This window comes from Streptomyces sp. CCM_MD2014 (assembly GCF_000772045.1).
GTDB lineage: Bacteria > Actinomycetota > Actinomycetes > Streptomycetales > Streptomycetaceae > Streptomyces > Streptomyces salinarius.
This window is the reverse complement of record NZ_CP009754.1, coordinates 8,183,313-8,207,403: the sequence shown is the minus strand read 5'-3', so window position 1 is coordinate 8,207,403 and position 24,091 is coordinate 8,183,313. Positions and strand designations below refer to the sequence as shown.

Below are 24,091 nucleotides of genomic sequence, written 5' to 3'. Positions count from 1 at the left end.
ATGCCGCCGGCTGCCCTGGTGCCGCCCTGCGCACTGGCCGGACTGTGGGCTGTGCGGCACGGGCAGAGCACGGCCAACGTCGCCTTCGCGGCGGCGGAGAAGTCCGGGTCCACCGTGCCGGTACCCGGCCGGGACCGGGACGTTCCGCTGTCGGAGCGGGGCGCCGCGCAGGCGGTCGCGCTGGGCGAGTGGCTGGCCGGGCAGGCGCCGCAGACCGGGCCGGACTTCGTGGTGTGCTCCCCCTATACGCGCGCCCTGCAGACGTGGGAGGGGATGGCGGCCCGCGCTGCCGGGCTCGGCGGACCGCGGCTGGAGGTGCTGGTCGACGAGCGGCTGCGGGACCGGGAGATGGGGGTGTTCGAGTTGCATCCTCCGGCCGCGTTGCGGGCCCGGGCGCCGCAGGAAGCGGACCGCCGGGAGCTGCTGGGCGAGTGGTGCTACCGACCGCCGGGCGGGGAGGCTCTCACGGACGTCGCCGTACGCGTGGGCCAGTTCGTCTCCGACCTGGGTCGGGCCGCGCCCGGGCGGCGGGTCCTGGTCGTCGCGCACGACGGCGTGGTCATCGCCCTGCGCCATGTCCTCGCCGGAATCGGCGCCGTCGCGCCCGGGGAACTGCCGCCGGTCCCGAACGCCTCTGTGTCGCACTGGAACGGCGACGGCCACCGGCTGCGTCTGGTCACCTGGGGCGACACCGCTCACCTGACTTCGCTGGACGACATGGAAGGAACGACGCCCGCATGACCGACCACTCCCCCACCGACCCGGTCCTCGCTCACGTCGAACCGGTCCCCGGCGGTCTGTACGGGGACCAGCCCTACGAGGCCGCCCTCGCCGACCTGCGGTCGGCCGTGGCGGAGGTCTCCGCCGCGCTGCGCGACGCCGACGGCACGCGCGCCGAGCAGCTCACCCGCTACCAGCGGGACCTGGGCCGTGCCCAGCTCCGGCTGCGCCCGGACGACACAGCCGCACTGGAGCGTGCCCACGCACTGTCCCGTACGGTGCGCCGCTACCTCGCCGGCGGGGCCGCGTGAGCCCGACCACCGAGGGCCGGCTGCCGCCGGAGGAGAATCGGCGCATCTTCCGCGAGCAGATCGCACCCGTCTACCTGGACGGCTGCACCCCGCAGCAGAACCCGGTGGTCGTGATCGTGGCCGGGCAGACCGGGGCGGGCAAGACGGCCGTAACCCGCATGGTCAAGGACACCCTGGAGCGCAACGGGGAGGTCGCCTGGATCAACATGGACTTCTACAACCCCCACCACCCCGACTACGCACGCTGGCAGGCCGAACGGCCGCAGGAGGCCGACGCCCTGGTCCGGCCGGACGGAGACGCGTGGTGGGAACAGGCCCAGCAGTACGCGCTGGAGCGCGGCTTCCACATCCTGCTGGAGTCCGCCATGGTCACCCCGGACGAGTACGAGAACATCTGCCGTCGCATCCAGTCGGCGCACCTGCCGCCCGGCGTCGCCCCGTACCGGATCGAGACGGCCTTCGTCGCCGTGCCGGGCCCGATCAGCCGGCTGGGCATCATGTCGCGCTACCTGGAGGAACTCCGGGAGCGCGGGCACGGCCGCCTGGTCGACCCGGCCATCCATGACGCCGCGCTCGCCGGAGTGGTCCGCGGCGCGGCGGCCTTCGAGGCCGAGGGCCTGGGGAACTACGCGGCCGTGCTGCGCCGCGACGGCTTCACCGTCCACTCCCAGCCCATCGCCGCCGGCCAGGGAACGCCGGCCGACCAGCTGACCCTCGTCGCCGCGATCAGGAGCGAGCACGCCCGCGTGCAGTCACCCGCCGAGGCCGCCCAGTTCGCCGCCCGGCACGCGGCGGCGACGCTGATGGCCCCGGACTTCGCCATGCCGGAGCTGGAGTACATCGCCCGGGCAGCCGCCCCGATTCTCCCACCGCCCACCGCGCCGTGGCGGGAGGTCTCCACGCGTGCTGCTCAGCTGCGCGGCACCGCTCCGGCCGGGCCCGACCCGACGCTGCTCGCCCACACCGACGCCGCCGTCGTGCAACTCCTCGCGCACACCCTCGTCGACCGGCATGCGGCCCTGTCCGCGGGCCTCGGGCAGACCGCCGTACGACAGGAGGCGGCCGCTGAACGACTGCTCGGGGAACTCGCCCGACGTGCGACACTCACGCCCGGCCAGCGGGCGCAGGAGCAGGAACGGCGCCAGGTCCTGCACACCGCCGCGCACCGCGCCGTCAGCGAGCCGGGCCCGGCTCTGCCTGCCCGTCCCAGCGCCGCGGCGGCGCGCAGCCGGTCGACGAACGCCACCCGGTCCCCCGGCGACGGTTCGACCGTGCGGCAGAGTCCGGCGGCTGTGCCCCGACCCGGCCGCAGCCCCGAGCAGGGCCGCGGCCGCGGTCGGTGAGGCACGAAGGAGGCCCGCGCCTTCACGGTGCGGGCCTCTCCGTCCAACCTTGTACGGCACCAGTACTTCCCGGTCACGCGGGAGAGCGAGCGCCCTTTCCAGTGACGCCCCGCTGATCCCGCGAGCGTCGGCAACGTCAGCGTGGGCAGGGCCGTCGACCACGCCGTCCCTGTGGAACCCGCCCTCCGACGTGTTCGACGGGCAGGGCGGGCAGGGCGGGCAGGCGCACAGTGCGCCGGTCCGGTGGCGGTTCCGCCCGGGAGCGGTCTCTTCGCCGGTCGGCGCTGCCCGACGGTCAGCGCGGGCTGTCCGCTCCGGCGCGCAGCCGGGCCATGTCGACCACGTGGTCCGCCGCGTCCACCACGACCGGGTCGTGCGTGGCGACCACGGTCACGCAGCTGTGGCGCCGGGTCGTCGCGGCGAGCAGGTCGACGATGCCGGCCGCCCGATCCCGGTCGACCGCGGCCGTCGGCTCGTCGACCAGCAGGACGTCCGGTTCGAGCAGCAGTGCGCGTGCGAGGGCGATGCGCTGCCGTTCCCCGCCGGACATCTGGTCGGCCCGGTGCCGCAGCCGGTGCCCCAGACCGACCTCGGTCAGCAGCTCGATGGCGCGAGCGCGTACCGCCCGCGGTGAGCGGCCGGCGACGGACGCCGCGGCCAGCAGTTGTTCGAGGGCGGTGAGGCCGCTGAGGAGATTGCCGCTCTGGAAGACGTAGCCGATCCGCTCCCGGCGCAGCCGGGCCTGCTGGGCGGGGGACAGTCCCGCGATGTCGGCGCCGTTGAGCAGCACCCGGCCCGCGTCCGGCCGCAGCAGCGCGCCCGCGACGGCCAGCAGGGTGGACTTGCCCGACCCGGAGGGGCCGACCAGCGCGGTCAGGGCGGCGGGCGCGAAGCTCACGGTCAGCCCGCTCAGAGCGGTGACGCGGGACTCGCCGCGGCCCAGCCGCACGGTGACGTCGAGAAGGTCGAGACTCATCGGCCGGCTCCCAGCATGGTCATCGGGTCAACGGTGGTCACCTTGCGCAGTGTGACGGCGGTCCCGGCGAGGCCGACCAGGACGACCGTCGCCATGGTGGCGACGAGTGCGCCCGCCGGAAGACTGAACGGCACCTCGGAGCCGACCGCCAGGCCCAGCGCCGCGGCCAGCGCCGCTCCGACCACCGCGCCCGCCGTCACCACGATCGCGGCTTGCGCGAGGGTGTGGCCCAGCAACCGCGCCCGCGAGGCGCCCATCGCTCGCAGCAGCGCGAGTTCGGGGCGGCGCTGCACGGTCCACACCGCGAAGAAGGCACCCACGACGAGCGGTGCGATGGCGTAGAGGAACGCCTGGATCGATGTCATGGTCAGACGTTCTCCGGTGTAGCCCGGAGCTGCGGCGTAGGCGTCCTCGACGGTCACGGTCCGAGTGGTCAGGGCCCGGTCCGCCCCGGTGAGATCCGCCCCGGCCCCGGCCTTGAGGGCGACCGCACTGTACTGGTGCGGCGGCTCGGCGACGGCGGCCCGCGTGCCGGGCGTGGCGAACCGGATGCGCTGCCAGGTCTCGACGGGCAGATAGGCCACGGGGACGTGCCCGTACGAGGAGCGCCCGGTCGTGCCGGTCACCTCGAGTTCGACACCCAGGCGGTCGACGGTCAGGAGGTCGCCGACACGTACGCCGTCCTTCACCAGCTGCTGCGAGACGACGACGCCGGACGGTTCGCCGGCGGACAGGGCCGTGCCGGAGGCGGCGCCGGGGTCGAGGAAGGACCCGGGCTCGACACCGAAGGCGGCGAAGTCCACTTCCACCTTCCGGTCCGTGGTGCCACGGGCGATGGAGACGCCGAGCGGAGCGGCCTCGACGCCGTCGCGCTCGCGCCAGCCGTCCAGTTCCGCCTCGCCCACCAGGCTGCGGGCGAACTGGTCGGAGTCGGCCCCGCGGTCGAAGGCGAGGTGGGTCGCGGGGAGTCTGCGCAGCGCGGAGATGGTGTCGTCGCCGAGTCCGGTGGTGAAACCGCTGACGATGCCGACGAGCGCGGCAACGAGGACCACGACGCTACCCATCAGGAGAAAGCGGCCACGGGCCGCCTTCAGTTCGAGCAGAGCCAAGTACACGGGAAGGCCTTCCCAGGGAGAATGTTGGGGACACGGTGTCCCCAACATAGAAGATGGCGACACGGCGTCCCCAAGCGGGGGTCCATCCGCCCGGGGCCGATCGCCTCCTACACTGACGAGGTGCCCAAGATCCGTGCAGCCTCCGTCGCCGACCACCGGGCCCAGCAGCGTGCCGCACTGGTCGCCGCGGCACGCGAGATCCTGGAGGAGGGCGACGCCTCGGCCGTCACCTTCTCCGCGGTGGCCGCCCGCACCGGACTGGCCCGCAACAGCGTCTACAAGTACTTCGCCGACCGCGGACAACTGCTGGCCGAGGTCGTACGCGAGGCCGCGCCCCGCTGGACCTCCCGGATCCGCGCCGAGATGACGGACGCCCGGACCCCCGAAGAAGCCGTGGCGGCCTACGTCCGGGCGCAGCTGATCCTGGTGCGGGAGGGGGAGCACCGCATCGCCCAGGCGCTCGCCGGTGACCGGGACGCGGCCGTGCTCAGGGAAGGCGCGGCACAGGCGCACGCCCAGATCCTGGAACCACTGATCGCCGCACTCGACGACCTCGGCGACGACGCCCCGCACCGTACGGCGCGCCTGCTCCAGGGCTTCGTCAACGCGGCCACGACGGCGGTGGAGTCCGGCGACGACTTCGAGGCCGTGACCCGGCGGGCGGTCCGCCTGGCCACGGGAGCGGTGGCCTCGCTCGCGGGACCGCGGTGACCCGGTGACGCGGTGACGCGGTGACGCGGTGACGCGGTGACCGGTGACCGGTGACCGGTGACCGGTGACGCGGTCATAGGCCCACCCGATCAGCCGCTTGTGAGCCGTCTGGACTGTCTGCTGTCCTGCTCCGCTTCAGCACCGGCATCCTGTCATCAGCCCGCCACCGAACTCGTCGCCGGAGTGTGCCGCTCCTCCAAGATCCATATGGCGGCACATCAGTACGCCGGTGACACTGTGGGGACCAGCCATCGCAGATGGGCGAGCCATGACCACGATCGAAGAGACCGTCCAGCTCGCGGTGCCGGTGCGCACCGCCTACGACCAGTGGACCCAGTTCAAGACGTTTCCGCGGTTCATGACCTCGGTGGTGAAGGTCGAGCAGGTCAGGCCGTCCATCACCCACTGGACCGTGGGTCTGGGGCCGGCGCGTCATGAGTTCGCCACGGAGATCGTCGAGCAGCAGCCGGACACCTGCGTGGAGTGGCGGAGTCTCGACGGACGGCACCGGGGTGAGGTGACGTTCCACGAGACCGCACCGGACCGTGCCGCGGTCACCGTGCGCCTCCAGGTCGTGCGGCCGAACGTCGTGGTCTTCCTCGCGGACGCGTCCGGGCTGGTGCGACGCGTGCTCAGGTCCGAGCTGGCGCATTTCAAGGAGTTCGTCGAGGGCCTGGGCGAGGGGAACCCGGGCTGGAGGGGCACCATCCGCAACGGACGCGTCCGTCCGGTGGAGTCCGAGCCACCGCGAAGCCACGTACCCCGATGGCCCGTGGGCTGATCCGAGCCGCCAGAAAGCGAGAGATGTCCCTGATGCACAGGCCACCGGGCGAAGAGCCCCAGGACGAACTCGCGGTGACCCCGCCGAAGACGTGGGCGGCGGGCGTGCCGGCGGTGACGCACGCGCTGGAGTACTCCCTGGAGGAGACGTCCGTGCGGCGCACCGGAGTGACGCTGCTGAACATGAACCAGGTGGGCGGCATCGACTGTCCGGGCTGCGCCTGGGCCGACCCCTCCCCCGGTCACCGGCACCTCAACGAGTACTGCGAGAACGGCGCCAAGCACATCAACGACGAGGCGACCTCGCGGCGGATCACCGCGGACTTCTTCCGCGGGCACTCGGTGTCCGAGCTGGCCGAGCGCTCCGACCTCTGGTTGAACCAGCAGGGCCGGCTCACCGAGCCGATGGTCAAGCGTCCGGGCTCGGACCATTACGAGCCCGTCAACTGGCACGACGCACTGGGACTGATCTCCGACGAACTGAGGTCACTGGACTCGCCCGACGAGGCCGTCTTCTACACCTCGGGCCGGGTGAGCAACGAGGCCGCCTTCGTCCTGCAGCTCTTCGCCCGGGCGTACGGGACCAACAACCTGCCCGACTGCAGCAACATGTGCCACGAGTCCAGCGGATTCGCCCTGCACGAGACGCTGGGCACGGGCAAGGGGACGGTGAGCCTCGAAGACCTCCACCACGCCGACCTGATCTTCCTCGTCGGTCAGAACCCCGGAACCAATCACCCGCGCCAGCTCTCCGCCCTGGAGCAGGCGAAGCTCAACGGAGCTCGTGTCATCGCGGTCAACACGTTGCCGGAGGCCGGGCTCCTGCGGTTCAAGAACCCGCAGAAGGCCCGCGGGGTGATCGGTCGCGGGGTGCAGATCGCCGACCGGTTCCTGCACATTCGCAGCGGTGGCGATCTCGCGCTGTTCCAGGGGCTCAACCGGCTGTTGCTGGAGTCCGAGGACGCCCGGCCGGGCGCCGTACTGGACCACGACTTCATCGCCTCGCACACCAGCGGATTCGAGGAGTTCGCCCGGCATGCCCGGTCCATCGCCTGGGAGGACGTGCTCCGGGCGACCGGGCTGGCACGCGCGGACATCGAGCGGGTCCGCGACGACGTCCTGCGCAGCAAGCGGGTCGTCGTCTGCTGGGCCATGGGGGTCACGCAGCACAAGCACGGCGTCCCGACGATCAGGGAGATCGTCAACTTCCTGCTGCTGCGCGGGAATCTCGGCAGGGCCGGGGCCGGCGCCTGCCCGGTGCGCGGGCACAGCAATGTGCAGGGTGACCGCACCATGGGTATCTGGGAGCAGATGCCCGACTCCTTCCTCGACGCGCTGCGTGACGAGTTCGGCTTCGATCCGCCCCGGGACCACGGGCTCGACTCCGTGAACGCGATCAGGGCCATGCACGAGGGCCGGGTCAAGGTCTTCCTGGGCGTGGCGGGCAACTTCGTGATGGCCGCTCCCGACACCGACTTCACCGAGGAGGCCGTGCGCCGGTGCCGGCTCACCGCGCACATCTCCACGAAGCTCAACAGGTCGCACACGGTCTGCGGCGAGACCGCGCTCATCCTGCCGACCCTGGGGCGTACCGAGGTGGACGTCCAGTCGGGCGGCGAGCAGTTCGTCACCGTGGAGAACTCCATGAGCGAGGTGCACACCTCCCGGGGGCGTCTGCAGCCGGCGTCCCGCCTGCTGCTCAGCGAGGTCGCCATCCTGTGCCGGCTGGCACGCCGCACCCTGGACGGCGGAGCCGGCATTCCGTGGGCGCGGTTCGAGGCCGACTACGGGACCGTCCGTGACCGGATCGCCAACGTCGTGCCTGGTTTCCACGACTTCAACCGGCGGGTGACCCGGCCGGGCGGCATCAGTCTGCCGAACCCCGTCAACGAGGGGATCTACGGCACATCCACGGGCCGGGCCCGGTTCACGTGCAACGACTGGGAGATGCCGCAGGCCCCCGAGGGACACCTGCTGCTGCAGACGCTCCGCTCGCACGACCAGTGGAACACGATTCCCTACACGAACAACGACCGCTACCGCGGCATCCACGGCAGCCGCAAAGTCGTGCTCGTCAATCCGGAGGACATCATGGAACTCGGGCTGTCCGAGGGGCAGAGCGTGGATCTGGTGAGCGTGTGGACCGACGAGACGGAGCGCCGCGCGGAGGGTTTCCAGGTCGTCCCCTATCCGACCAGCCGCGGCTGCGCGGCGGCCTACTACCCGGAGACTCAGGTCCTCGTGCCGCTGGACAGCGTGGCGGACATCAGCAACCAGCCGACGTCAAAAGGCCTGGTGGTCCGCCTGGAAGCCGTAGGCGTCCGGAGCAGTGCGGGCCGGCCCGTGCCGGCCACCGATGGCTGACACGGGCCGGCCGGTCGGCTTGAAGCGCTGCCCGTCGGCGGTGGGCCCGCACACGGTTGCAGTTGCCACGAAAAGGACGGGTGGCACCGGCGACTGCCGCCGATCATTCGGCGAGGTCGGTGACCTCGTCGTCCGTGAGCGACACGGCGCATCGTGGAGTGCTCAGCGGAATTAGTTCTTCTGCCCTTTCCCCCGTCGATCAATCAGTCAGTGCCGCTCAGCCGAAGAAGACCTGTGGTGACGCGTCAGGCAGCTGTCGTCTGCTGGAGCCACTCCCCGACGGCTCGGCAACCGAGCGGTTCACCGGATAGCCGCCTTTCCGCCGGCGCGGGAATCTGGAGGCGTGTCAGAGTCGGGATGCCGGGAACCCGCGCATCTCGTCGGCCGAGGAACGGAAAGAAGGGGACGACAATGGCTGGGGACTTTGCCGTGGGAGACCACGTGCGCTGGAACTCCGAGGCCGGATACGTCGAAGGCGTCATCATCAAGAAGCACACCCATGACGTGGAATTCAAAGGCCGTACTCGACACTGCTCGCCGAATGACCCGCAATACGAAATAAAGAGTGACAAGACCGACCACATCGCCATGCACAAGGGTGGCGCGTTGACAAAGGTGTAGAACCAATGGGCGGCCGCGTGTACACGATCGGTCATTCGACGCGTGAATTCGACGAGATACTGGAGATGTTGCGCAGCCATGACATCACCTGCCTGGTCGATGTGCGCTCCTACCCTTCGTCGAGGAAGCACCCCCAGTGGAACCGGTCCGCGATGGTGACGAACCTGCCGTCCGGCATCGGATACCTCTGGATCCCTCAGCTCGGGGGCCGACGGCACACCCCGAAAGGGGTTCCCAGCGAGAACGGCGCGTGGCGGGTGAAAGCCTTCCGCGACTACGCCGACTACATGGCGAGCGACGCATTCGCTGAGGGCCTGCACGAGCTGATCCGACTGGCGCGGCGCGAGCAGCCGGCGATCATGTGCAGCGAGGCGGTGCCGTGGCGGTGCCACCGTCGGTTGATCACCGACGCGCTGCTGGTCGCCGGGGTGGAGGTCGTGCACATCACGTCGCGGACGGCCGCGAAGCCCGCGGTGTTGAACGAGCACGCGAGGGTCCGCGACGGCCATCTCACCTACCCGCCACCCGACGTGGAGGGGCCGTGACCTTCGTCGACGACGTCCGTGACGCGGTGTGCTCGATTCCCGCGGGTGCGGTGGCCTCCTACGGTGACGTCGGCCGGCGGGCCGGTGTCGGTGCGCGCCAGGCGGGGCGGGCCATGAGCCTGCTGGACGAGGGCGTGCCGTGGTGGCGTGTCGTGTACGCGGACGGGACGCCGCCCTCCTGCCACGGCGGGCGGGCGGCGGCCCTCCTGCGGGACGAGGGAACACCGATGCGCGGGGCACGGGTGGACATGGCCCGTGCCCGCCACCAGTGGGGGCCCTGACGCCCACCGGCGCCTTGCCGGGGGGGGTGGTGATCAGGTGGCCACGAGCAGCGTCTGCGGCGCGGCGGCGTGGAAGGGCGTATGGCGGGCTCATGCCGTGCTGATCGAGACGACTTCGTGGACAACGGCCGAGCTCCTCGCCACTCCCCGGCACGTCAACCGGGTCGGCGGGGTGCGGTACGACCGGACCACGACGTCGAACCGTGACGCTCGAGGCGGGCGGCCCGCGACACGGATCCTCCACCGGTCGCCGTCGCGCGACGTCTCGGTGACCGCGTAGTCCTGCCGCCCCGCCGGTCCGGCCAGGGCGAGGACGGCCGCGACGGCGGCCTGCTGCGGCGGGAAGAGATCCGTGTACCCCCGCAGGTACTCGGCATGGATGCGGCCGGCCAGATGCTCCTCCACCACCGCGACGGACGACCGGCCGTCGAGACCCCCGTAGTAGACGCCGTCGGGCGCGACGACGACGTTCGCGGCATACCTGTCGCCACCGACGTGTGCGCACTCCCACACCAGGTCCGGCCAGCGCTCGCTCAGCGCACGCGCCACGGGCCGCCCGCGCACCGCGCAGCAAGGGTCGTGCTGACCGTGCGCACAGACGAGGACGACAGGTGGTAGACCGACTTCGCCGGGGGCGGCGAGAGCTTCGACGACCTCCGCCAGATCCTCGTCCGTGCTCCACGTACCCCACTGTTGGCGGTGCACCCCGGAACCGTCGTGGCGCAGTACGGCCCAGCGCTGGGCCGAAGTAGAGGCCGTGCGACGCCCATGTCTCCTGACCAGGAGGATCCTGGCCCGCACGGCTTGCGCCGCGCGGTACACGCGTGCTTTGACGTCCGGCTGGAGATCGAGTCCGTCGAACCCGTTCGCCGGCCAGCCTCCCCCGTGCTCGACGAGAATCCAGACGCCGCCGTACGGTGCCGTGCCGGCGATGGGGTCGCCGCGTGCGCGGGCGGCGTCGGAGCAGAAGAAGGGGCCGGTCCCAGCCGTCTCGGGCCTCACGGTTCGGCGGGCACCAGTACGCCCGCGCGCAGCAGTCTCCTGACCAGCGCGACGCCGAGGTCTCCGGCCGTGTGGACGTCACCGTCGAGCAGGCTGGTGACGGGCGGCAGGTCGGTCCGGGGGAACTCCAGCCAGCCGGCTCGGGTACGCAGACACTGCCCTTCCAGGCGCGCCTCCAGGCCCTCGCGCAGCCGCACCGCGGACTCGGGGCCGAGTCCGTCGACGGCCTCGAACTGGGCCAGCGGCCCCAACGGGGCCGGCCGTGCCTGCCCGCGCCTGGCCCGGTGGAACAACGGCGCGGAGTCCGCCCCCTCGACGGCGGCGAGGAGGAGGCCCCTGACGAGGTCGATCTCCTCGCGCGGGTCCCCGATCCCCAGAGGAAGGGTGGTACGCATGTACGGGTCCTCGCGCAGCATCGCGAGGGCCTGCTGCGCGAGTTGTTCGGCCAGTGTGTACCGGGTCCAGGTGTGGATGCCCAGGGTCAGGTGGATGGAGACCGCGCCCTGCGCCTGGGCGGAGTGCAGCCACCCGCGCGGCAGGTAGAGGGTGTCGCCGGGCTCGAGGACGGTGTCAATGCGGGCGTCGGCCTTCGCCGCCTCGGCCACGGCGGGGCGCCGGTCGGTCCAGGGCTGATCCCGCAGCGGGTCGCGGTGGACCGGCTCGTGGACGAGCCAGCGCTTGGTGCCCTGGATCTGGAGGACGAAGACGTCGTGGACGTCGTAGTGGTCGTCGAAACCGCGGCTCTGTGGCGGCGTGACGTATGCATTCGCCTGGACAGGGTGCCCGAGGTCCGAACTCAGCCCGGTCACGAAGTCGCCGACCGGCTGCCAAGTGCGCTGCAGCGCCTGCAGCACGAGCGTGGCGCCGTCTGCGAACGCCCGCCACACGGCCGTGTCGTCCAGTTGATCGGAGATCGTGGCGCCGACGCCGGCGGACGAGGTGAACGACGTGTCGGGGCGTGTGGAACCATCCTTGGCCACACGGAGGAACGGCGTGCGCAGCCCGCGGCGTGAGACGAGCTCGTCGACAGCGTGCGCGGAGAACAGGTCGGAGAAGTCGCCCGCCCGCGGTGTGTACAGCGCAGTCCGCGCCCACACGTCTCGGGCGAACTCCGCCGGGCTCAGGTCGGTGAGGCGGCGCAGCGCCCCGTCGCCCGCTGTCGCGGGCTCAGGGCGCCGGCATTCCCGGGGGAAGGCGTTCAACTGCCGCTGGGGGACGGCTCGTCCGCGCTTCCGTCGGCGCCACCGTCGTGCACACCCGGCGTCCCCGCCGCACCACCGTCCGCCGGACCCTCCGCACCACCGTCGGCCCCACCGTCATGCACACCCGGCGTCCCCGCCGCACCACCGTCCGCCGGACCCTCCGCACCACCGTCGGCCCCACCGTCATGCACACCCGGCGTCCCCGCCGCACCACCGTCCGCCGGACCCTCTTGCCGGCTGGGGTCTTCCTCGGGATTGGTCATGATTCCTCCTGCGAATCGGGCAGGTCGGGGCCGGGCTCCCGTTGGCGCAATGTCTGTGTCCAGACGGGGCAGCTCCTCGTGGATATCCCCCTGTCAGCCACGTTAACGCTCCCCGGCGCAAACCTCGATTCGGGCGAGGCTTCTCGCCCGCGGACGGGCGATGCGCTCCGGCAGGTACGCGTGATCTGCGGGAATGCGCCATGAAGTGACAGGGGCCGACACGGTGGCTCAGGTGCTGTGGGCTTCGGCGATCAGGATCGCGACGTCGTCGTGGTCGTCGGGGTGGCGCAAGGAGTGCAGGAGGTTCCGGCGGGTGTCGTCGAGTGGCGAGGGCCGCCCGTCCAAGGCATCGACGAGCGCGTCCAGCCGTTCGTCGATGGCCTGATCACGCGTCTCCACCAGTCCGTCGGTGTAGAGGACGAGTCTGTCTGCGGGCTTCAGGCCGAAGGTCATGGTGTCGAACTGAACGCCGCCGACGCCCAGGGGTGCTCCGGCTTGAAGGGAGACGAGTCGAGGACGCTTGCCAGGGCGCACGAGGACGGGAGGAAGGTGTCCGGCATTGGCGATGCGGCACTCCCCTTGATGGGGGTCGTACACGGCGTAGAGGCATGTGGCGATGTAGTGCTCAAGCCCGCAGGTGAGTCGGTCGAGGTGTCGGAGCACCTCGTGCGGTTCGAGCTCGAGGTCGGCGTAAGCGCAAGTGGCTGTGCGCAGGCGTCCCATGGTCGCTGCCGCATCGATGCCGTTGCCCATCACGTCCCCGACGACCAGGGCGGCTCTGTCGCCGGACAGCGGGATGACGTCGTACCAGTCCCCGCCGATCTCGCAGGAGGCGTGCGCCGGCTGGTAGAGCGAGGCGACTTCGAGCCCCGGGAGCCGGGAGGGGTGGCTGGGCAGCAGACTGCGCTGGAGGCTTTCGGCGGAATCGCGCACGCTCTGGTACCAGCGGGCATTGTCGATGGCTACTGCTGCCCGTGCCGCCAGTTCCCGGGCGAGGACGACATCGTCCTCATCGAAGGGGAGCGGGTTCTGGGTGCGTATCAGGTCGAAGGCACCGAGGATCTCGTTGTGAGCGATCAGGGGCACGGCCAGGTAGGAGTGGACGCCGGCGCGTGCCAGCGCCGTCGCCGCCTCCTGATCGCGCGCGATGCGCTGCAGATCGTCCGGACCGGTGTGGGGCACGAGGACGGGCCGGCCGGTGTGCACACACTGTGTGATCAAGCGGTCGGCGCTGTAGGAGGCCACGTCCCCTACCGGGTCCGCTGCGTCGGCGGCCTCGCTCGGGTGGGCCGTGGCGACCGCGAGTGCACGGAAGAGCTCAGGGCCGTCGCGGTGGCCGTGGTTACGGCGGAAGGCCAGAACACTGTCGAGGACATCGACCGCCGCGACGTCCGCCAGCTCGGGTACAGCGGTATGAGCCAGTTCCCGTGCCGTCTGCTCCACCCCCAGCGTGGTCCCCACCCGCGCCGACGCGTCGGCGATCAACGTCAGCCTGCAGCGGGCCCGGTCCGCCTCGGCTGCGGCACGGTGTCTGTCCGTGACGTCGACGACCGAGTTCGCCACACCGATGACTCGGCCGCCCGGTCCTTCGAGGCGGTAGTACGACACCGACCATGCATGATCATGGTCCGGGTCCCCACGGGTGCGGCCGACGATGTACTGGTCGAGCACCGGCTTACCGGTGAGCAGCACCTCCCGCATCACCGCCTCCGCGGCACCGATTTCGGGGGAGACATGAATGTCGTGCGGGTGCCGCCCGACATGATCCGCGGCGGACACACCGTTGATGCGTTCCAGGGCCGGATTGACGAGGACGTATCGCAGGTTGGTGTCCATGAGCGCGATGCCGATGGGTGCTTGCGACACGAGTTGCTCGGACAACGCGAGTTGGGTCTCGGCACGCTCCAGCACGCTCTGGTCTGCGGCGATCCCCAGGGCGTACATCTCGCCCCGGTCGTTCTGCAGCCGCACGTTGCGGAATTCCACCAGTCGCGTGCTGCCGTCCTTCCTCCTGATGGGGAAGGCTCCCGCCCAGTTCTCTCCGGTGCTCAATACCTTGGCGAACAATTTCATCGCGAGACCGCGGTGCTCCTCGTGGAGGAGGAGCCGGGCAGCGTAGCGGCCCAGTGCCTCCTCGGAGGAATAGCCGAACACGTCACCGGCTTGCGGGCTCCAGAAGACGATCCGGCCGGCACCGTCCACCACGACTGCCGACACACCGAGCAGGTCGAGCATCCCTCCCGCCGATGACGACCACGCCCGGGGCGTCTCCGGTCCCGACCTCTGGTTCCCCGATGACTCGTGTGCGCTCATCGTCGGCGCCCCTTCCCTCGGCAGATGCAAGGGGTCACATCAGTTACGCGCTCCTCCATCGTGCCCTTCGCTTCGGTCGAGTACGAACCGGGCTCGGTGGCCTTCCCGGCAGAGGAACTGCCGGTTGTCGGCCTGGACCTCGCCGAGGCTTGCGGACACGTCCTGGACCAGCGCTGTGGCGGCTGTGCGGCGACAGGGTGCCGGCCGGCGAACACGCTCGGCCGCTGTTTCACGGCACTGCGGTGGCCGGTGGATCCAGTCTCTCTCCTGCTCAGTGACTTGTCCCGCTCGGCAGGTCCGCCCGCAACGGGCACCGGGGCCTGGGCGGCGGCTCGCCGGTCAATCGTGCTGGTGTCACCGTCGCCGGCTGTCACCGTCGCCGGCACGCTCACCCTGCTTGTTCGCAGACGGAGCGCTGTTCCGGAAAGGCGTGCACCGTTTCGGCGCTCCAGGGCCCGTCCGGTCTGTTGCAGCAGGAGGTGTGCCGCTCGGTACCGGCCCGGTCCGCTTGCAGGAGTGTGCCCGCGGCGTTTGGGTGGAGGAAAGCCCCGGCAGTGGAGTCGCCATGTCGATGTCGTTCGGCTCAGCGTTCGGTCCCTCCGACCCGTTCAGTGATCTGTTCAACCGGTTCTTCGGTACCTCGCCCGCGTCCTCGCCGCCGGCGGTGCAGCGGGTGCCGATCGGCCGGATGCTGACCGAGTCCTCGCAGGAACTCCTCAACCTGGCCGCCCGGCGGGCGCTGGAGGACGGCACGTCCGACCTGGACACGGAGCACCTGCTGTGGGCGGCCACGAAGGTCGAGCCCGCGCGGGGACTGCTCGCCAGGGCGGGCGCCGACCCCGACTCGCTCGCGGCCCAGATCGCCGAGGTCCTGCCCCGCGAGGCGGGCGAGCCCTCCGCCGAGCCGGGCCTCACCCCGGCCGCCAAGCGCACCCTCGCCACCGCCTACGCCCGCTCCAGGGCGTCGGGCGTCTCCTACATAGGCCCCGAGCACATACTGGGCGCCCTTCTGGACGGCGACACCGGCGCCGCCCGGCTGCTGAGCGCGGAGGGCCGGGACATCGGCAAGCTGGAGGGGCTCACCGAGCAGGTCGCCCGCTCGGGCGGGACATCGGGTGACGGTGCCGGCAAGCCCGCCACGACGCTCGACGAGTACGGGAGGGACCTGACCGAGGAGGCCAACGCCGGGAAACTCGACCCCGTGGTCGGCCGCGCCGAGGAGATCGAACAGACCGTCGAGATCCTCTCCCGGCGCTCCAAGAACAACCCGGTGCTGATCGGCGAGCCCGGCGTCGGCAAGACCGCCATCGTGGAGGGACTGGCCCAGCGCATCGTGGCCGGCGAGGTCCCGGACACGCTGAAGGACAAGAGGGTGGTCGCCCTCGACCTGTCCGCCATGGTGGCCGGCGCGCAGTACCGGGGGCAGTTCGAGGAGCGGCTCAAGAAGGTCATCGAGGACGTCCAGCAAGCCCGCGGCGAGATCATCCTGTTCATCGACGAACTGCACACCGTCGTCGGCGCCGGGGCGACCGGCGAGGGCTCCATGGACGCCGGCAACATGCTCAAGCCCGCCCTCGCCCGCGGCGAACTGCACGTGGTGGGCGCCACGACCATCGACGAGTACCGCAAGTACGTCGAGAAGGACGCCGCCCTCGAACGCCGCTTCCAGCCCGTGATGGTCCCCGAGCCCACGGTCGAGGAGACGGTGCAGATCCTGGAGGGCCTGCGGGACGCCTACGAGGCTCACCACCAGGTCCGCTTCGCCGACGGCGCCCTGACCGCGGCGGCGGAACTCTCCGACCGCTACGTCAGCGACCGATTCCTGCCCGACAAGGCGATCGACGTCATGGACCAGGCGGGTGCACGGGTACGGCTGCGCAGCGCGAGCCGCTCCACCGAGGTGGTCAGCCGTGAGGACCGCATCGCGCGGCTCCGCCGGGAACAGGAGCAGGCCGTCGCCGCCGAGGACTACGGCCGCGCGGGCGAGCTGAAGCGCGAGATCGCCGAGGCGGAGGGCGAACTCGCGGGCATCGAGGAGCGCCGCGAGGGCGTCGTCTCGGTCACCTCCGACGACATCGCCGACGTGATCTCCCGCCGCACCGGCATCCCGGTCTCCCAGCTGACCGCCGGGGAGAAGGAGCGGCTGCTCAGGCTGGAGGAGGAGATGCACGCCCGGATCGTCGGCCAGGACGAGGCGGTCACCGCCGTCTCGCGTGCCGTGCGCCGCAACCGGGCCGGCATGGGCGATCCGAACCGCCCCGTGGGCTCCTTCCTCTTCCTCGGCCCCACCGGCGTCGGCAAGACCGAGCTGGCCAAGACCCTCGCCGAGCTGCTGTTCGGCGAGGAGAACCGCATGATCCGCTTTGACATGAGCGAGTTCCAGGAGAAGCACACCGTCGCCCGGCTCGTCGGCGCACCCCCCGGATACGTCGGCTACGACGAGGCCGGCCAGCTCACGGAGAAGGTCCGCCGCCAGCCGTACAGCGTGCTCCTGTTCGACGAGGTGGAGAAGGCGCACCCCGACGTCTTCAACACGCTGCTGCAGATCCTCGACGACGGCCGCCTCACCGACGGCCAGGGCCGCACCGTCGACTTCCGGCACTGCGTGGTCGTCATGACGTCCAACATCGGAGCCCACCGCATCCTCGACCACGAGGGCCGTGCCGCCGACCTCAAGGACGAGCTGATGCAGGAACTGCGGGCCCGGTTCCTGCCCGAGTTCCTCAACCGCATCGACGACATCATCATCTTCCACAGCCTCACCCAGGACGACCTGAGCGAGATTCTGGACCACCTCCTCGCCCGGAGCGCGCACCGCGTACATGCGCAGGGCCTGAAGCTGGAGGTCACCGAAGCCGCCAAGAAGCTGCTGATCGCCCACGGCTACCAGCCCGAGTTCGGTGCCCGCCCGCTGCGGCGCACGATCCAGACGGAACTCGACAACCGTATCGCCGACCTCCTCCTCGGCGGGGAGGCCGATCCCGGTGACACCATCGTCGCCGACGTGGTCGACGACGCCCTCCACTGCACGGTCGACAGGAGTGCCGCCGGCAGCGACGAGGGCGCGCCGAAGAGCTCCACGGACGTCGGCACCCCTGCTGCCGAGCAGGCGACTGGCGCCGCATCACCCGGACCGGCGGGTGAAAACGCATCCTGACGGGAGAAGGGCCGGGGCGCTCGACGGCCGTCGAAGCCGAGGTCGCCGGATTACTCAATGGCGATTACGCGGGTTCCGCGCCCCTCCGACGAGGGCGAAGGGGAAGGGGCGAGGAAAAGCACTTCTCTCGGGAGTCCTCAGGTCGCCATCAGCTCCGCGAGTGCGCGGTCCATCGCGGCGCTGAACTCTTCCGGTGACAGCGGCAGACGGGACTTGACGTCCCGGCTCCACTGGTCGGCGAGGACCTCGGCGGAGCCCGCCTCGACGCCGTCGAGGGCCGCGTCGGCCAGGTCCGACGGCGCGATCTTGTCCACGGGCCACCCCGCGGCCATGTCGGTGTCGGCCAGGCCGAGGTGGACCGCCGTGACGAGCGTGCCCTGCTCGGCGAGCTCCAAGCGGACGCCGTTGGTCATGGCCCAGGCGGCGGCCTTGCTCAGGTGATAGGCATTGCCCCCCTTGCTCCCGAACCACGACATGGCGGAGAGGACGTTGACGATCGCGCCTCCACCGTTCCCGGCGAGCGACGGCGCGAACTCCCGGATCATTCCCAGGTGGCCGAACAGGTTGGTCTCCAGCTCGTGCCGCACCGCGTTCAGCGGTCCGGTGACCAGGTCGGTCCCCGTACTGATTCCCGCGTTGTTGATGAGCAGCGAGACGTCCGCGGCGGCCTCTGCGGCGGCCCTCACGGATACGGGATCGGCGATGTCGAGCGGCAGCACCTCGACCCCGGGCAGGTCCACGGTCTCCGGTCGGCGGGCCGTCGCGTAGACCTTGCGGGCGCCTCGCTCGAGCAGGCGCTGGGTGAAGGCGCGGCCCAGGCCGCGGTTGGCTCCGGTGACAAGAGCGACGGAGTTGTTGATGTCCATGGCCGGTACGCTAAAACCTGACGCTGGCGTCAGAGGCAAGTGCGCCGGTCGGGGCCGGCGGTGAGAGGAATCACGATGACCGACACAGTGGCCGCAGCCGAGCGGCTGATCCGCATCGGCCAGGTGGCACGAGGAGCCGGCGTCTCGGTGCGTGCCGTGCGCTACTACGAGCAGCAGGGACTGCTCGTCGCGGAGCGCAGCGCGTCCGGTCAGCGCCTGTACCGGCAGGACGCCATTTCGCTGGTCCGCTTCTTCCAGCAGATGTTCGCCGCCGGCCTCACCAGCCGAAGGATCACCGAGCTCCTGCCGTGCTGGGACTCCGGGCACACCGACGCCGAGCAACGAGCCATGCTGCGCGCCGAACGCGAACGCATCCGGGCCAAGATCGAAGACCTGCAGGCTGTCCTGGGCCGTCTCGACGAGGTCATCGCGATCACGGACACGCACCCGTAGGGACGGGTACCGGGGGTATCTGCGCACGACGCCGGCGGTCCGGCGAGCGCAGTCGCTGCGCTGCCCGACGGTCGGCGGTCGTGGGGCGGTTCGGGCGAGCCCGGTGCACGGGCTCGGCCGCGGCATCCCCAGAGACCTTCCGGAGGGGGCATCGGGGCCGCCGGCCGTCTGCCGGGGCCGGCGGCCCTGCGGGACCGGGCGCGGGACAGCGGCCTCAAGGACGCTCCCTCACCCGGTCGACGATCCCCCAGTCCACCACGTGCGACAGCTGGATGTACTTCTTCCCGGACGTCGAGATCCGCTCGTCGCGGAATCCCAGGAACTCATAAGAGACCGGGTCGAAGATCAGGTACTTGCTTTCGTGGGACCCGCGCCCGGTATGGGCGATCCCCACCCCGGTCCGCCCGGCGGAGTCCCGCACTCCCGGGATGGTCTTGACGCCGGGTACAAGGGCCAGCGCCTCGTACGCCGCGGGGCGCAGTCCCTGGGGCAGCAGCGGGTTCTTCAGGAGCTCGCCCAGCAACCAGTAGGCCTCGAAGCGTTCGAGTTCGTCGAGATCGCCGATCGACCTGCCGTCGGGGCGGGAGCCGAGGGAGATGATGGCCATGACGAGCTGTTCCGGTTCCCGGGGCAGCTTCTTCAGCTCGCTCCACTTCCGGGGTGGCCACACCCCGCCGCCCTTCTCCGCGGGCTGCTCCCACATCTCGCGGCCCAGTTCCATGGTCAGGGAGGGCTTGGAGACGTCCACGGAGTCCCACATCTCGTCGGTGTAGGTCGTGACCTCGCCGGTCTTCTCCTCCGTCTCCTTGATGATCCGCTTCGAGTAGATGAACTGGTCGCCGCGGGGCGCCACCGGCTGTTTCTCCTGCTCGCGCTCCCACGTCGCCGCCCCGTTCAGCACCGTCGCGGCGGCGATCTCCACCCGCAGGGTGCCCGTGCCCGGCGCGCCGTCCTCGTCGGAGCCGTTCGTGCCCACCAGCACCGCCGTTCCCGTGACGGCCGTGGCGACGACCGCGGCCGCCGCGAGGCGCAGTGCCTGGCGGCGACCGGGGCCGGTGGCGGTGCGCCGGTCCGCGTGGGCCATCGCGTTGAGCAGCCGGTGCCGGGCCCGGGCCCTTGCCGGGCCGGTGAGCGGGGTCGCGTCCGCGTCCCACTCCCTCAGGAGTTCGAGTTCGTCATTCATGGTCGGACACCTCTCGTAGTGCCGTCGGATCGGATCCGCCCAACGCTTCGCGCAGCTTGCCGCGAGCCCGATGCAGCCGGGATCTGACCGTGCCCACGGGGATACCGAGGGCCTGGGCCGCCTCCCCGTAGCCGAGATCGCCCCAGGCCACCAGCAGCAGCACGTCCCGGTGCCGAGCGGGCAGCGCGGCCAGCGCCGCGGCCAGTTCGCGGCGTACGGCCCGCGCCACCACCCGGTCCTCGGCCCGGTCGGCCATCGGCTCGTCGTGGTCGGCGGGGGCAGGAACCCTGGCCATGGCCCTGAACCGGCGGGCCTCAGCCCGCCGGTGCCGGCCGGCCAAATTGGTCGCTATGCCGAACAGCCACGGCCGGGCGTCGGTGCCCGCACCGCGAGCCGGGTCGTAGCGGTGCCGCTGCTGGAACGCGATCGTGAAGGTCTCCGCCACGAGGTCGTCGGCGACCTCGCCACCGAGGCGGCGGGCCACATAGCGATGCACGGCGTCGGCGTGCCGGTCGAAGAGCGCGGCGAACGCCTCGGGCTCATCCCGGGACCGCGCGATCACTGAGGCATCGCTCTCCGCATCGGCACGCACGGTGCCGATGCCGACACCTGGTCCGACGGTCATCGGGACTCCTCTCGTCCGGCGGACGATGCTCGAAAACTTGGGCTTTCACCAGTCCTTCGCCCATCGCGCCGAAGCGGTTCCCTCACCCCCGGCGACGCCGTGGTCTGCGGCCCCGCCCGTGTGCCGTTCGTCCGCCTCGCCCGGGGCCGGCCGGTGAGCGGCGCCGGCAGCGTCGGCATGCCCTGCGTACGGACCGGATCGTCGGTACTCTCCGGATCCGCAGCGAGGCGGGCGGAAATGGTCGCGGGGGCGAACCTGTCGAGTCCACCGAACCGCCGGTTCGGCCCAGCGGACGTCCCGACCGGGCCGCAGCGTTCGATCGTTCACGGGCTGCACGCAGCATCGGCTGCCGGCCCTCAGTGGCGGTACGCGGCTGTCGCGCTCCGGACGAAGGACCGGATCAACGGGTTGGTGTCACCCTCGTTCCACACCGCCACCACTCGGCTCGGCGCCATGTCGGTCAGCGGTACCACGACCAGCCCTGCGGGCAGGTCGTCCCCGAGGGGGGCCAGGCCGACCGTGCCGTTCCACAACACGGCCTGCAGGCATTCCTGAACGGCGCGCACCGTCGGCCCCTTTCGCGGCCTGCCACCGTTCCAGTACGCCTGCCAGACGGGGTCGGTGCCCTGCGGGAACTGGAACCAGTGGCGGTCGCCCAGTTCGGCCAGCCACAACCGGTCGCGGCGGGCCAGCGGATCGTCGGCGCGCAGGACCACGCCGACCGGATCGGTACGCAGCGCACGCACCGTCAGACCGGTCTCGTCGAACGGCGCCCGCGTGAGGGCCACGTCGACCAGTCCGGCGCGCAACCCGCACGTCGGGTCGGTCAGGTCGGTGTCGCGGATGCGGATGTCGACGCCGGGGTGGTCCCGGCGGTAGGCGGCGGCCAGCCTGGAGGCCCCCGGATCGTTGCCGTTTCCCAGAATGCCCACGGTGACGGTGGCGGCGCCGGCCGCGGCGCCGACGCGTTCACGGACGCGGTCGGCATGGTCGAGCAGCGCTCGCGCCTCGTCGAGAAGCACCGTGCCCACCGGCGTCAGCGCGACGCCGGCCGGCGAGCGGGCGAAGAGCGGAGCCCCGACGTCGGCCTCCAACTGCTTGATCGCCCGGCTCAGCGGCGGCTGGCTCATGTGCAGTCGGGCGGCGGCCCGGCCGAAGTGGAGTTCCTCGGCGACCGCCACGAAGTAGCGCAAGGTACGTAGCTCCACGCTGCAACGATACCCACGAGGTATCGGCGCTGCGGGATGGGTCTTGGACAGGGGCGGGGTCCCGGCGGTGCACTCGTGAGCATGACCGAAGAAGCAAGGAACAGCGAGCCGCAGGTCGACCCCGCGATATCGGTGGTGGGTCCCGGCGACGGTGAGACGATCCTTCTGGGCACCACGCGCATGCGCATCCTGGAGGACGGCAGCCACACCGGGCACCGCCTCGCAATCGCCGAGTCCGTCCTCGCCCCGCGGACCCAGGGACCGCCGCAGCACCGCCACGCCCGGCACGACGAGGGCTTCTACGTCCTGTCCGGCACCGTGCGATTCACCGTCGGAAACGACGACTACGACGCCACCGCGGGCACGCTCGTGATGGTTCCGCCCGGGGCCCCGCACACCTTCGCCAACCCGACCGACCAGCCCGCCGTCATGCTCAGCACCTTCACCCCCGACCTGTACGTGCAGTACTTCCGCGATCTCCAGGACGTGTTCGTCGGCGGCCGGCCGCCGACGCGAGAAGCCAACATCGACGCGATGAGCCGCTACGCGACCGAGCCCGCCACCGACCTCGGCTGAAGCCGACGGGACGGAAAAGCCCTCCTGCAACCTACGCAATCGACAGGGCCGCGCGAACCCGTGGCCCGTGAACGGAAACGATGAACATCGCCTACTGGATCGTCGCGGGACTCCTCGCCCTCTTCTACTGCTACGCGGGCACGCTGAAGGTGTCCCGAAGCCGCGATCAGCTCCGTCCGATGATGGCCTGGGTCGACCGCATGCCCCTGCCCGCCGTCAGGGCGCTGGGAACGGTCGAAATACTCGGCGCCGTCGGCCTGGTCCTGCCACCGCTGACCGGCATCGCGCCCTCGCTGGCGACGGCCGCGGCCGTCGGCTTCGTCGTGCTGCAGACCGGTGCGATCGCCGTGCACCTCACTGGTGAAGACCGCCGGATCGCACTCAACGTCGGACTCGTCGCCACGGCGGCCGTGACCATCTGGCTGGCCACCAGGCTGTGACGACGCACGACCCTCACATGACCGTTCACCGAAGTATGGCGCCGTCAGGGACGGGGCCCCAGGGGCGCGGTCGTCGGCGGCCGGGTAGGCGCCCCGTCGGCGACCGCGGCGGCCGGGGGCACAGCGGACACGGATCAGCGGGCCGCGACATCGCGATGCGGGAGACGAGTCACGAGGCCGTTGGTCAGGCGGGAGGGGAACGGTGTCAGCCCTGGCGGCCGGGGAGCATGGCCAGGGCCCGGGACCGCTGAGCGACGAGGTCGTCGTAGGTGCCGTCGCGCTCGGCCCAGCGGTGCACATGGACGCCCTTCACGAGGATCTCGTGGGGGGTGGGGTCCTGCGACAGCAGGTGCATGACCTCGGTGGCGAAGTCGTCGAGCGGCAGCGCGTGCGGGTTCACCTTCTCCTGTCCTGCCGTGGCGACGGCCGGGGGAACGAGCTCGACGACGCCGACACCGGTGCCGTCGAGCTGCGCACGCAGTGCCTCGGAGTAGGCGTGCACCGCGGCCTTCGAGGCGGCGTAGGAGGGCATCGGCGGGAACGGCAGGAAGGCGATGCCGGAGGTGACGGTGACGAAGGTGCCGGTACCCCGCCGGACCAAGTGGGGGGTGAAGGCGTCGACGACCCGGATGGTGCCGAGCAGGTTGGTGTCGATCGTCGTCGCCGCCGCCTCGAAGTGCGCGGGGTCGCGCAGATCCTCGAGGAGCATGACGCCCGACATCGTCACCACGGTGTCCAGCCCGGGGTACCGGGCGAGCACGGCATCACGGAGAGACGCGACGGAGGAACCGTCGGTGACGTCGACGGCGAACGTGCCGAACCCTTCGTCGGCGAGTTCCGAGAGTGCCTCCGGGCTGCGGCCGCCGACGGCCACGGTGCTGCCCGCCGCAGCGAACCGCCGGGCCAGCTCTCGCCCGATACCCGAGGTTCCTCCGACGATGAGAACGGTGCGGTTGGAGAGATCCACGAGATCTTCCCTTCAGTCCAGGGTGCCGCCGGCGTCGGGGCCGCGGCACAGACAGTGACGCTCTCTGTC

At 71.1% G+C, this 24,091-nt stretch carries 23 protein-coding genes; 13 read left to right on the top strand and 10 right to left on the bottom strand.

The window, feature by feature from the left end; genetic code table 11:
• Genes NI25_RS36760 through NI25_RS36750 form a run of 3 tightly spaced genes read left to right on the top strand, consistent with a single transcriptional unit; the run spans position 1 to position 2,374 of the window.
• Positions 1–741 carry a histidine phosphatase family protein gene (locus NI25_RS36760; RefSeq protein WP_061446625.1) on the top strand — a complete coding sequence of 247 codons (741 nt, stop codon included), beginning with the start codon at positions 1–3 and terminating at the stop codon, positions 739–741.
• Positions 738–1,031, top strand: coding sequence for a hypothetical protein (locus tag NI25_RS36755; protein ID WP_061446624.1), 294 nt, complete (start codon positions 738–740; stop codon positions 1,029–1,031). Before NI25_RS36760 ends, NI25_RS36755 begins: the two co-directional genes overlap by 4 nt.
• Positions 1,028–2,374 (top strand): zeta toxin family protein, encoded by a 1,347-nt coding sequence (locus NI25_RS36750; RefSeq protein WP_061446623.1) that lies wholly within the window; start codon positions 1,028–1,030, stop codon positions 2,372–2,374. Before NI25_RS36755 ends, NI25_RS36750 begins: the two co-directional genes overlap by 4 nt.
• A gap of 295 nt (positions 2,375–2,669) precedes the next feature.
• On the opposite strand, the gene NI25_RS36745 is transcribed toward NI25_RS36750, so the two are convergent.
• Positions 2,670–3,350: an ABC transporter ATP-binding protein gene (locus NI25_RS36745; RefSeq protein ID WP_061446622.1), complete on the bottom strand. Its 681-nt coding sequence runs from the start codon at positions 3,348–3,350 to the stop codon at positions 2,670–2,672.
• Positions 3,347–4,465, bottom strand: a complete 1,119-nt coding sequence (locus NI25_RS36740) for an ABC transporter permease (protein ID WP_061446621.1) — start codon at positions 4,463–4,465, stop codon at positions 3,347–3,349. Before NI25_RS36740 ends, NI25_RS36745 begins: the two co-directional genes overlap by 4 nt.
• A gap of 120 nt (positions 4,466–4,585) precedes the next feature.
• Between NI25_RS36740 and NI25_RS36735 the strand changes: the two genes are divergently transcribed.
• The 6 genes from NI25_RS36735 to NI25_RS36710 all read left to right on the top strand — a co-directional run bounded on the left by NI25_RS36735 (position 4,586) and on the right by NI25_RS36710 (position 9,767).
• Positions 4,586–5,176, top strand: coding sequence for a TetR/AcrR family transcriptional regulator (locus tag NI25_RS36735; RefSeq protein ID WP_061446620.1), 591 nt, complete (start codon positions 4,586–4,588; stop codon positions 5,174–5,176).
• Positions 5,177–5,444: 268 nt separating this feature from the next.
• The gene (locus NI25_RS36730) at positions 5,445–5,957 is read left to right on the top strand and encodes an SRPBCC family protein (protein ID WP_061446619.1); all 513 of its coding nucleotides are present in this window, start codon (positions 5,445–5,447) and stop codon (positions 5,955–5,957) included.
• A 32-nt stretch (positions 5,958–5,989) separates the two neighbouring features.
• A complete protein-coding gene (locus NI25_RS36725; protein WP_061447262.1) occupies positions 5,990–8,320 on the top strand; it encodes an FdhF/YdeP family oxidoreductase in 2,331 nt (776 codons plus the stop codon).
• Between the two features lie 411 nt (positions 8,321–8,731).
• A complete protein-coding gene (locus NI25_RS36720) occupies positions 8,732–8,941 on the top strand; it encodes a DUF2945 domain-containing protein (protein WP_061446618.1) in 210 nt (69 codons plus the stop codon).
• A gap of 5 nt (positions 8,942–8,946) precedes the next feature.
• Positions 8,947–9,486, top strand: coding sequence for a DUF488 family protein (locus NI25_RS36715; RefSeq protein WP_061446617.1), 540 nt, complete (start codon positions 8,947–8,949; stop codon positions 9,484–9,486).
• Positions 9,483–9,767 carry an MGMT family protein gene (locus NI25_RS36710; protein ID WP_061446616.1) on the top strand — a complete coding sequence of 95 codons (285 nt, stop codon included), beginning with the start codon at positions 9,483–9,485 and terminating at the stop codon, positions 9,765–9,767. The genes NI25_RS36715 and NI25_RS36710 overlap by 4 nt, the downstream gene beginning before the upstream one ends.
• A 90-nt stretch (positions 9,768–9,857) precedes the next feature.
• On the opposite strand, the gene NI25_RS36705 is transcribed toward NI25_RS36710, so the two are convergent.
• From NI25_RS36705 to NI25_RS36695, 3 genes are all read right to left on the bottom strand, one after another.
• On the bottom strand, positions 9,858–10,769 hold the full coding sequence (locus NI25_RS36705; RefSeq protein ID WP_061446615.1) for a sucrase ferredoxin: 912 nt from the start codon (positions 10,767–10,769) through the stop codon (positions 9,858–9,860).
• Complete coding sequence (locus NI25_RS36700; RefSeq protein ID WP_061446614.1) at positions 10,766–11,971, bottom strand: cupin domain-containing protein; 1,206 nt, start codon at positions 11,969–11,971, stop codon at positions 10,766–10,768. The genes NI25_RS36705 and NI25_RS36700 overlap by 4 nt, the downstream gene beginning before the upstream one ends.
• A gap of 491 nt (positions 11,972–12,462) precedes the next feature.
• On the bottom strand, positions 12,463–14,547 hold the full coding sequence (locus NI25_RS36695; protein ID WP_078884817.1) for a SpoIIE family protein phosphatase: 2,085 nt from the start codon (positions 14,545–14,547) through the stop codon (positions 12,463–12,465).
• A gap of 565 nt (positions 14,548–15,112) precedes the next feature.
• On the opposite strand from NI25_RS36695, the gene NI25_RS36690 reads away from it, so the two are divergent.
• Entirely contained in the window at positions 15,113–17,704 is a 2,592-nt protein-coding gene (locus tag NI25_RS36690; protein ID WP_078884816.1) for an ATP-dependent Clp protease ATP-binding subunit, read from the top strand.
• A 137-nt stretch (positions 17,705–17,841) separates the two neighbouring features.
• On the opposite strand, the gene NI25_RS36685 is transcribed toward NI25_RS36690, so the two are convergent.
• Positions 17,842–18,570, bottom strand: a complete 729-nt coding sequence (locus NI25_RS36685; protein WP_061446612.1) for an SDR family oxidoreductase — start codon at positions 18,568–18,570, stop codon at positions 17,842–17,844.
• A 75-nt stretch (positions 18,571–18,645) separates the two neighbouring features.
• Here NI25_RS36685 and NI25_RS36680 point away from each other — a divergent pair, with 75 nt between their 5' ends.
• Positions 18,646–19,023: a MerR family transcriptional regulator gene (locus NI25_RS36680; RefSeq protein WP_061446611.1), complete on the top strand. Its 378-nt coding sequence runs from the start codon at positions 18,646–18,648 to the stop codon at positions 19,021–19,023.
• 214 nt (positions 19,024–19,237) lie between these two features.
• Here NI25_RS36680 and NI25_RS36675 read toward each other — a convergent pair whose 3' ends face one another.
• The 3 genes from NI25_RS36675 to NI25_RS36665 form a co-directional block, all read right to left on the bottom strand.
• Positions 19,238–20,206, bottom strand: coding sequence for a CU044_5270 family protein (locus NI25_RS36675; RefSeq protein ID WP_061446610.1), 969 nt, complete (start codon positions 20,204–20,206; stop codon positions 19,238–19,240).
• The gene (locus tag NI25_RS36670) at positions 20,199–20,831 is read right to left on the bottom strand and encodes an RNA polymerase sigma factor (RefSeq protein WP_061446609.1); all 633 of its coding nucleotides are present in this window, start codon (positions 20,829–20,831) and stop codon (positions 20,199–20,201) included. Before NI25_RS36670 ends, NI25_RS36675 begins: the two co-directional genes overlap by 8 nt.
• A gap of 356 nt (positions 20,832–21,187) precedes the next feature.
• The gene (locus tag NI25_RS36665) at positions 21,188–22,039 is read right to left on the bottom strand and encodes a LysR family transcriptional regulator (RefSeq protein ID WP_233520814.1); all 852 of its coding nucleotides are present in this window, start codon (positions 22,037–22,039) and stop codon (positions 21,188–21,190) included.
• Positions 22,040–22,120: 81 nt separating this feature from the next.
• On the opposite strand from NI25_RS36665, the gene NI25_RS36660 reads away from it, so the two are divergent.
• Both NI25_RS36660 and NI25_RS36655 read left to right on the top strand, forming a co-directional pair.
• Entirely contained in the window at positions 22,121–22,615 is a 495-nt protein-coding gene (locus NI25_RS36660) for a cupin domain-containing protein (RefSeq protein ID WP_199561080.1), read from the top strand.
• Positions 22,616–22,695: 80 nt separating this feature from the next.
• Positions 22,696–23,055 carry a DoxX family protein gene (locus NI25_RS36655; RefSeq protein WP_061446606.1) on the top strand — a complete coding sequence of 120 codons (360 nt, stop codon included), beginning with the start codon at positions 22,696–22,698 and terminating at the stop codon, positions 23,053–23,055.
• A 205-nt stretch (positions 23,056–23,260) separates the two neighbouring features.
• On the opposite strand, the gene NI25_RS36650 is transcribed toward NI25_RS36655, so the two are convergent.
• Complete coding sequence (locus NI25_RS36650; protein ID WP_061446605.1) at positions 23,261–24,022, bottom strand: SDR family oxidoreductase; 762 nt, start codon at positions 24,020–24,022, stop codon at positions 23,261–23,263.
• Between the last annotated feature and the right edge of the window lie 69 nt (positions 24,023–24,091).

Coding starts and splice junctions, on each gene's coding strand:
- NI25_RS36760 (WP_061446625.1), top strand. CDS start 1: ATGCCGCCGGCTGCCCTGGTGCCGCCCTGCGCACTGGCCGGACTGTGG.
- NI25_RS36755 (WP_061446624.1), top strand. CDS start 738: ATGACCGACCACTCCCCCACCGACCCGGTCCTCGCTCACGTCGAACCG.
- NI25_RS36745 (WP_061446622.1), bottom strand. CDS start 3,350: ATGAGTCTCGACCTTCTCGACGTCACCGTGCGGCTGGGCCGCGGCGAG.
- NI25_RS36730 (WP_061446619.1), top strand. CDS start 5,445: ATGACCACGATCGAAGAGACCGTCCAGCTCGCGGTGCCGGTGCGCACC.
- NI25_RS36725 (WP_061447262.1), top strand. CDS start 5,990: ATGCACAGGCCACCGGGCGAAGAGCCCCAGGACGAACTCGCGGTGACC.
- NI25_RS36720 (WP_061446618.1), top strand. CDS start 8,732: ATGGCTGGGGACTTTGCCGTGGGAGACCACGTGCGCTGGAACTCCGAG.
- NI25_RS36715 (WP_061446617.1), top strand. CDS start 8,947: ATGGGCGGCCGCGTGTACACGATCGGTCATTCGACGCGTGAATTCGAC.
- NI25_RS36695 (WP_078884817.1), bottom strand. CDS start 14,547: ATGAGCGCACACGAGTCATCGGGGAACCAGAGGTCGGGACCGGAGACG.
- NI25_RS36690 (WP_078884816.1), top strand. CDS start 15,113: ATGTCGATGTCGTTCGGCTCAGCGTTCGGTCCCTCCGACCCGTTCAGT.
- NI25_RS36685 (WP_061446612.1), bottom strand. CDS start 18,570: ATGGACATCAACAACTCCGTCGCTCTTGTCACCGGAGCCAACCGCGGC.
- NI25_RS36680 (WP_061446611.1), top strand. CDS start 18,646: ATGACCGACACAGTGGCCGCAGCCGAGCGGCTGATCCGCATCGGCCAG.
- NI25_RS36675 (WP_061446610.1), bottom strand. CDS start 20,206: ATGAATGACGAACTCGAACTCCTGAGGGAGTGGGACGCGGACGCGACC.
- NI25_RS36670 (WP_061446609.1), bottom strand. CDS start 20,831: ATGACCGTCGGACCAGGTGTCGGCATCGGCACCGTGCGTGCCGATGCG.
- NI25_RS36660 (WP_199561080.1), top strand. CDS start 22,121: ATGACCGAAGAAGCAAGGAACAGCGAGCCGCAGGTCGACCCCGCGATA.
- NI25_RS36655 (WP_061446606.1), top strand. CDS start 22,696: ATGAACATCGCCTACTGGATCGTCGCGGGACTCCTCGCCCTCTTCTAC.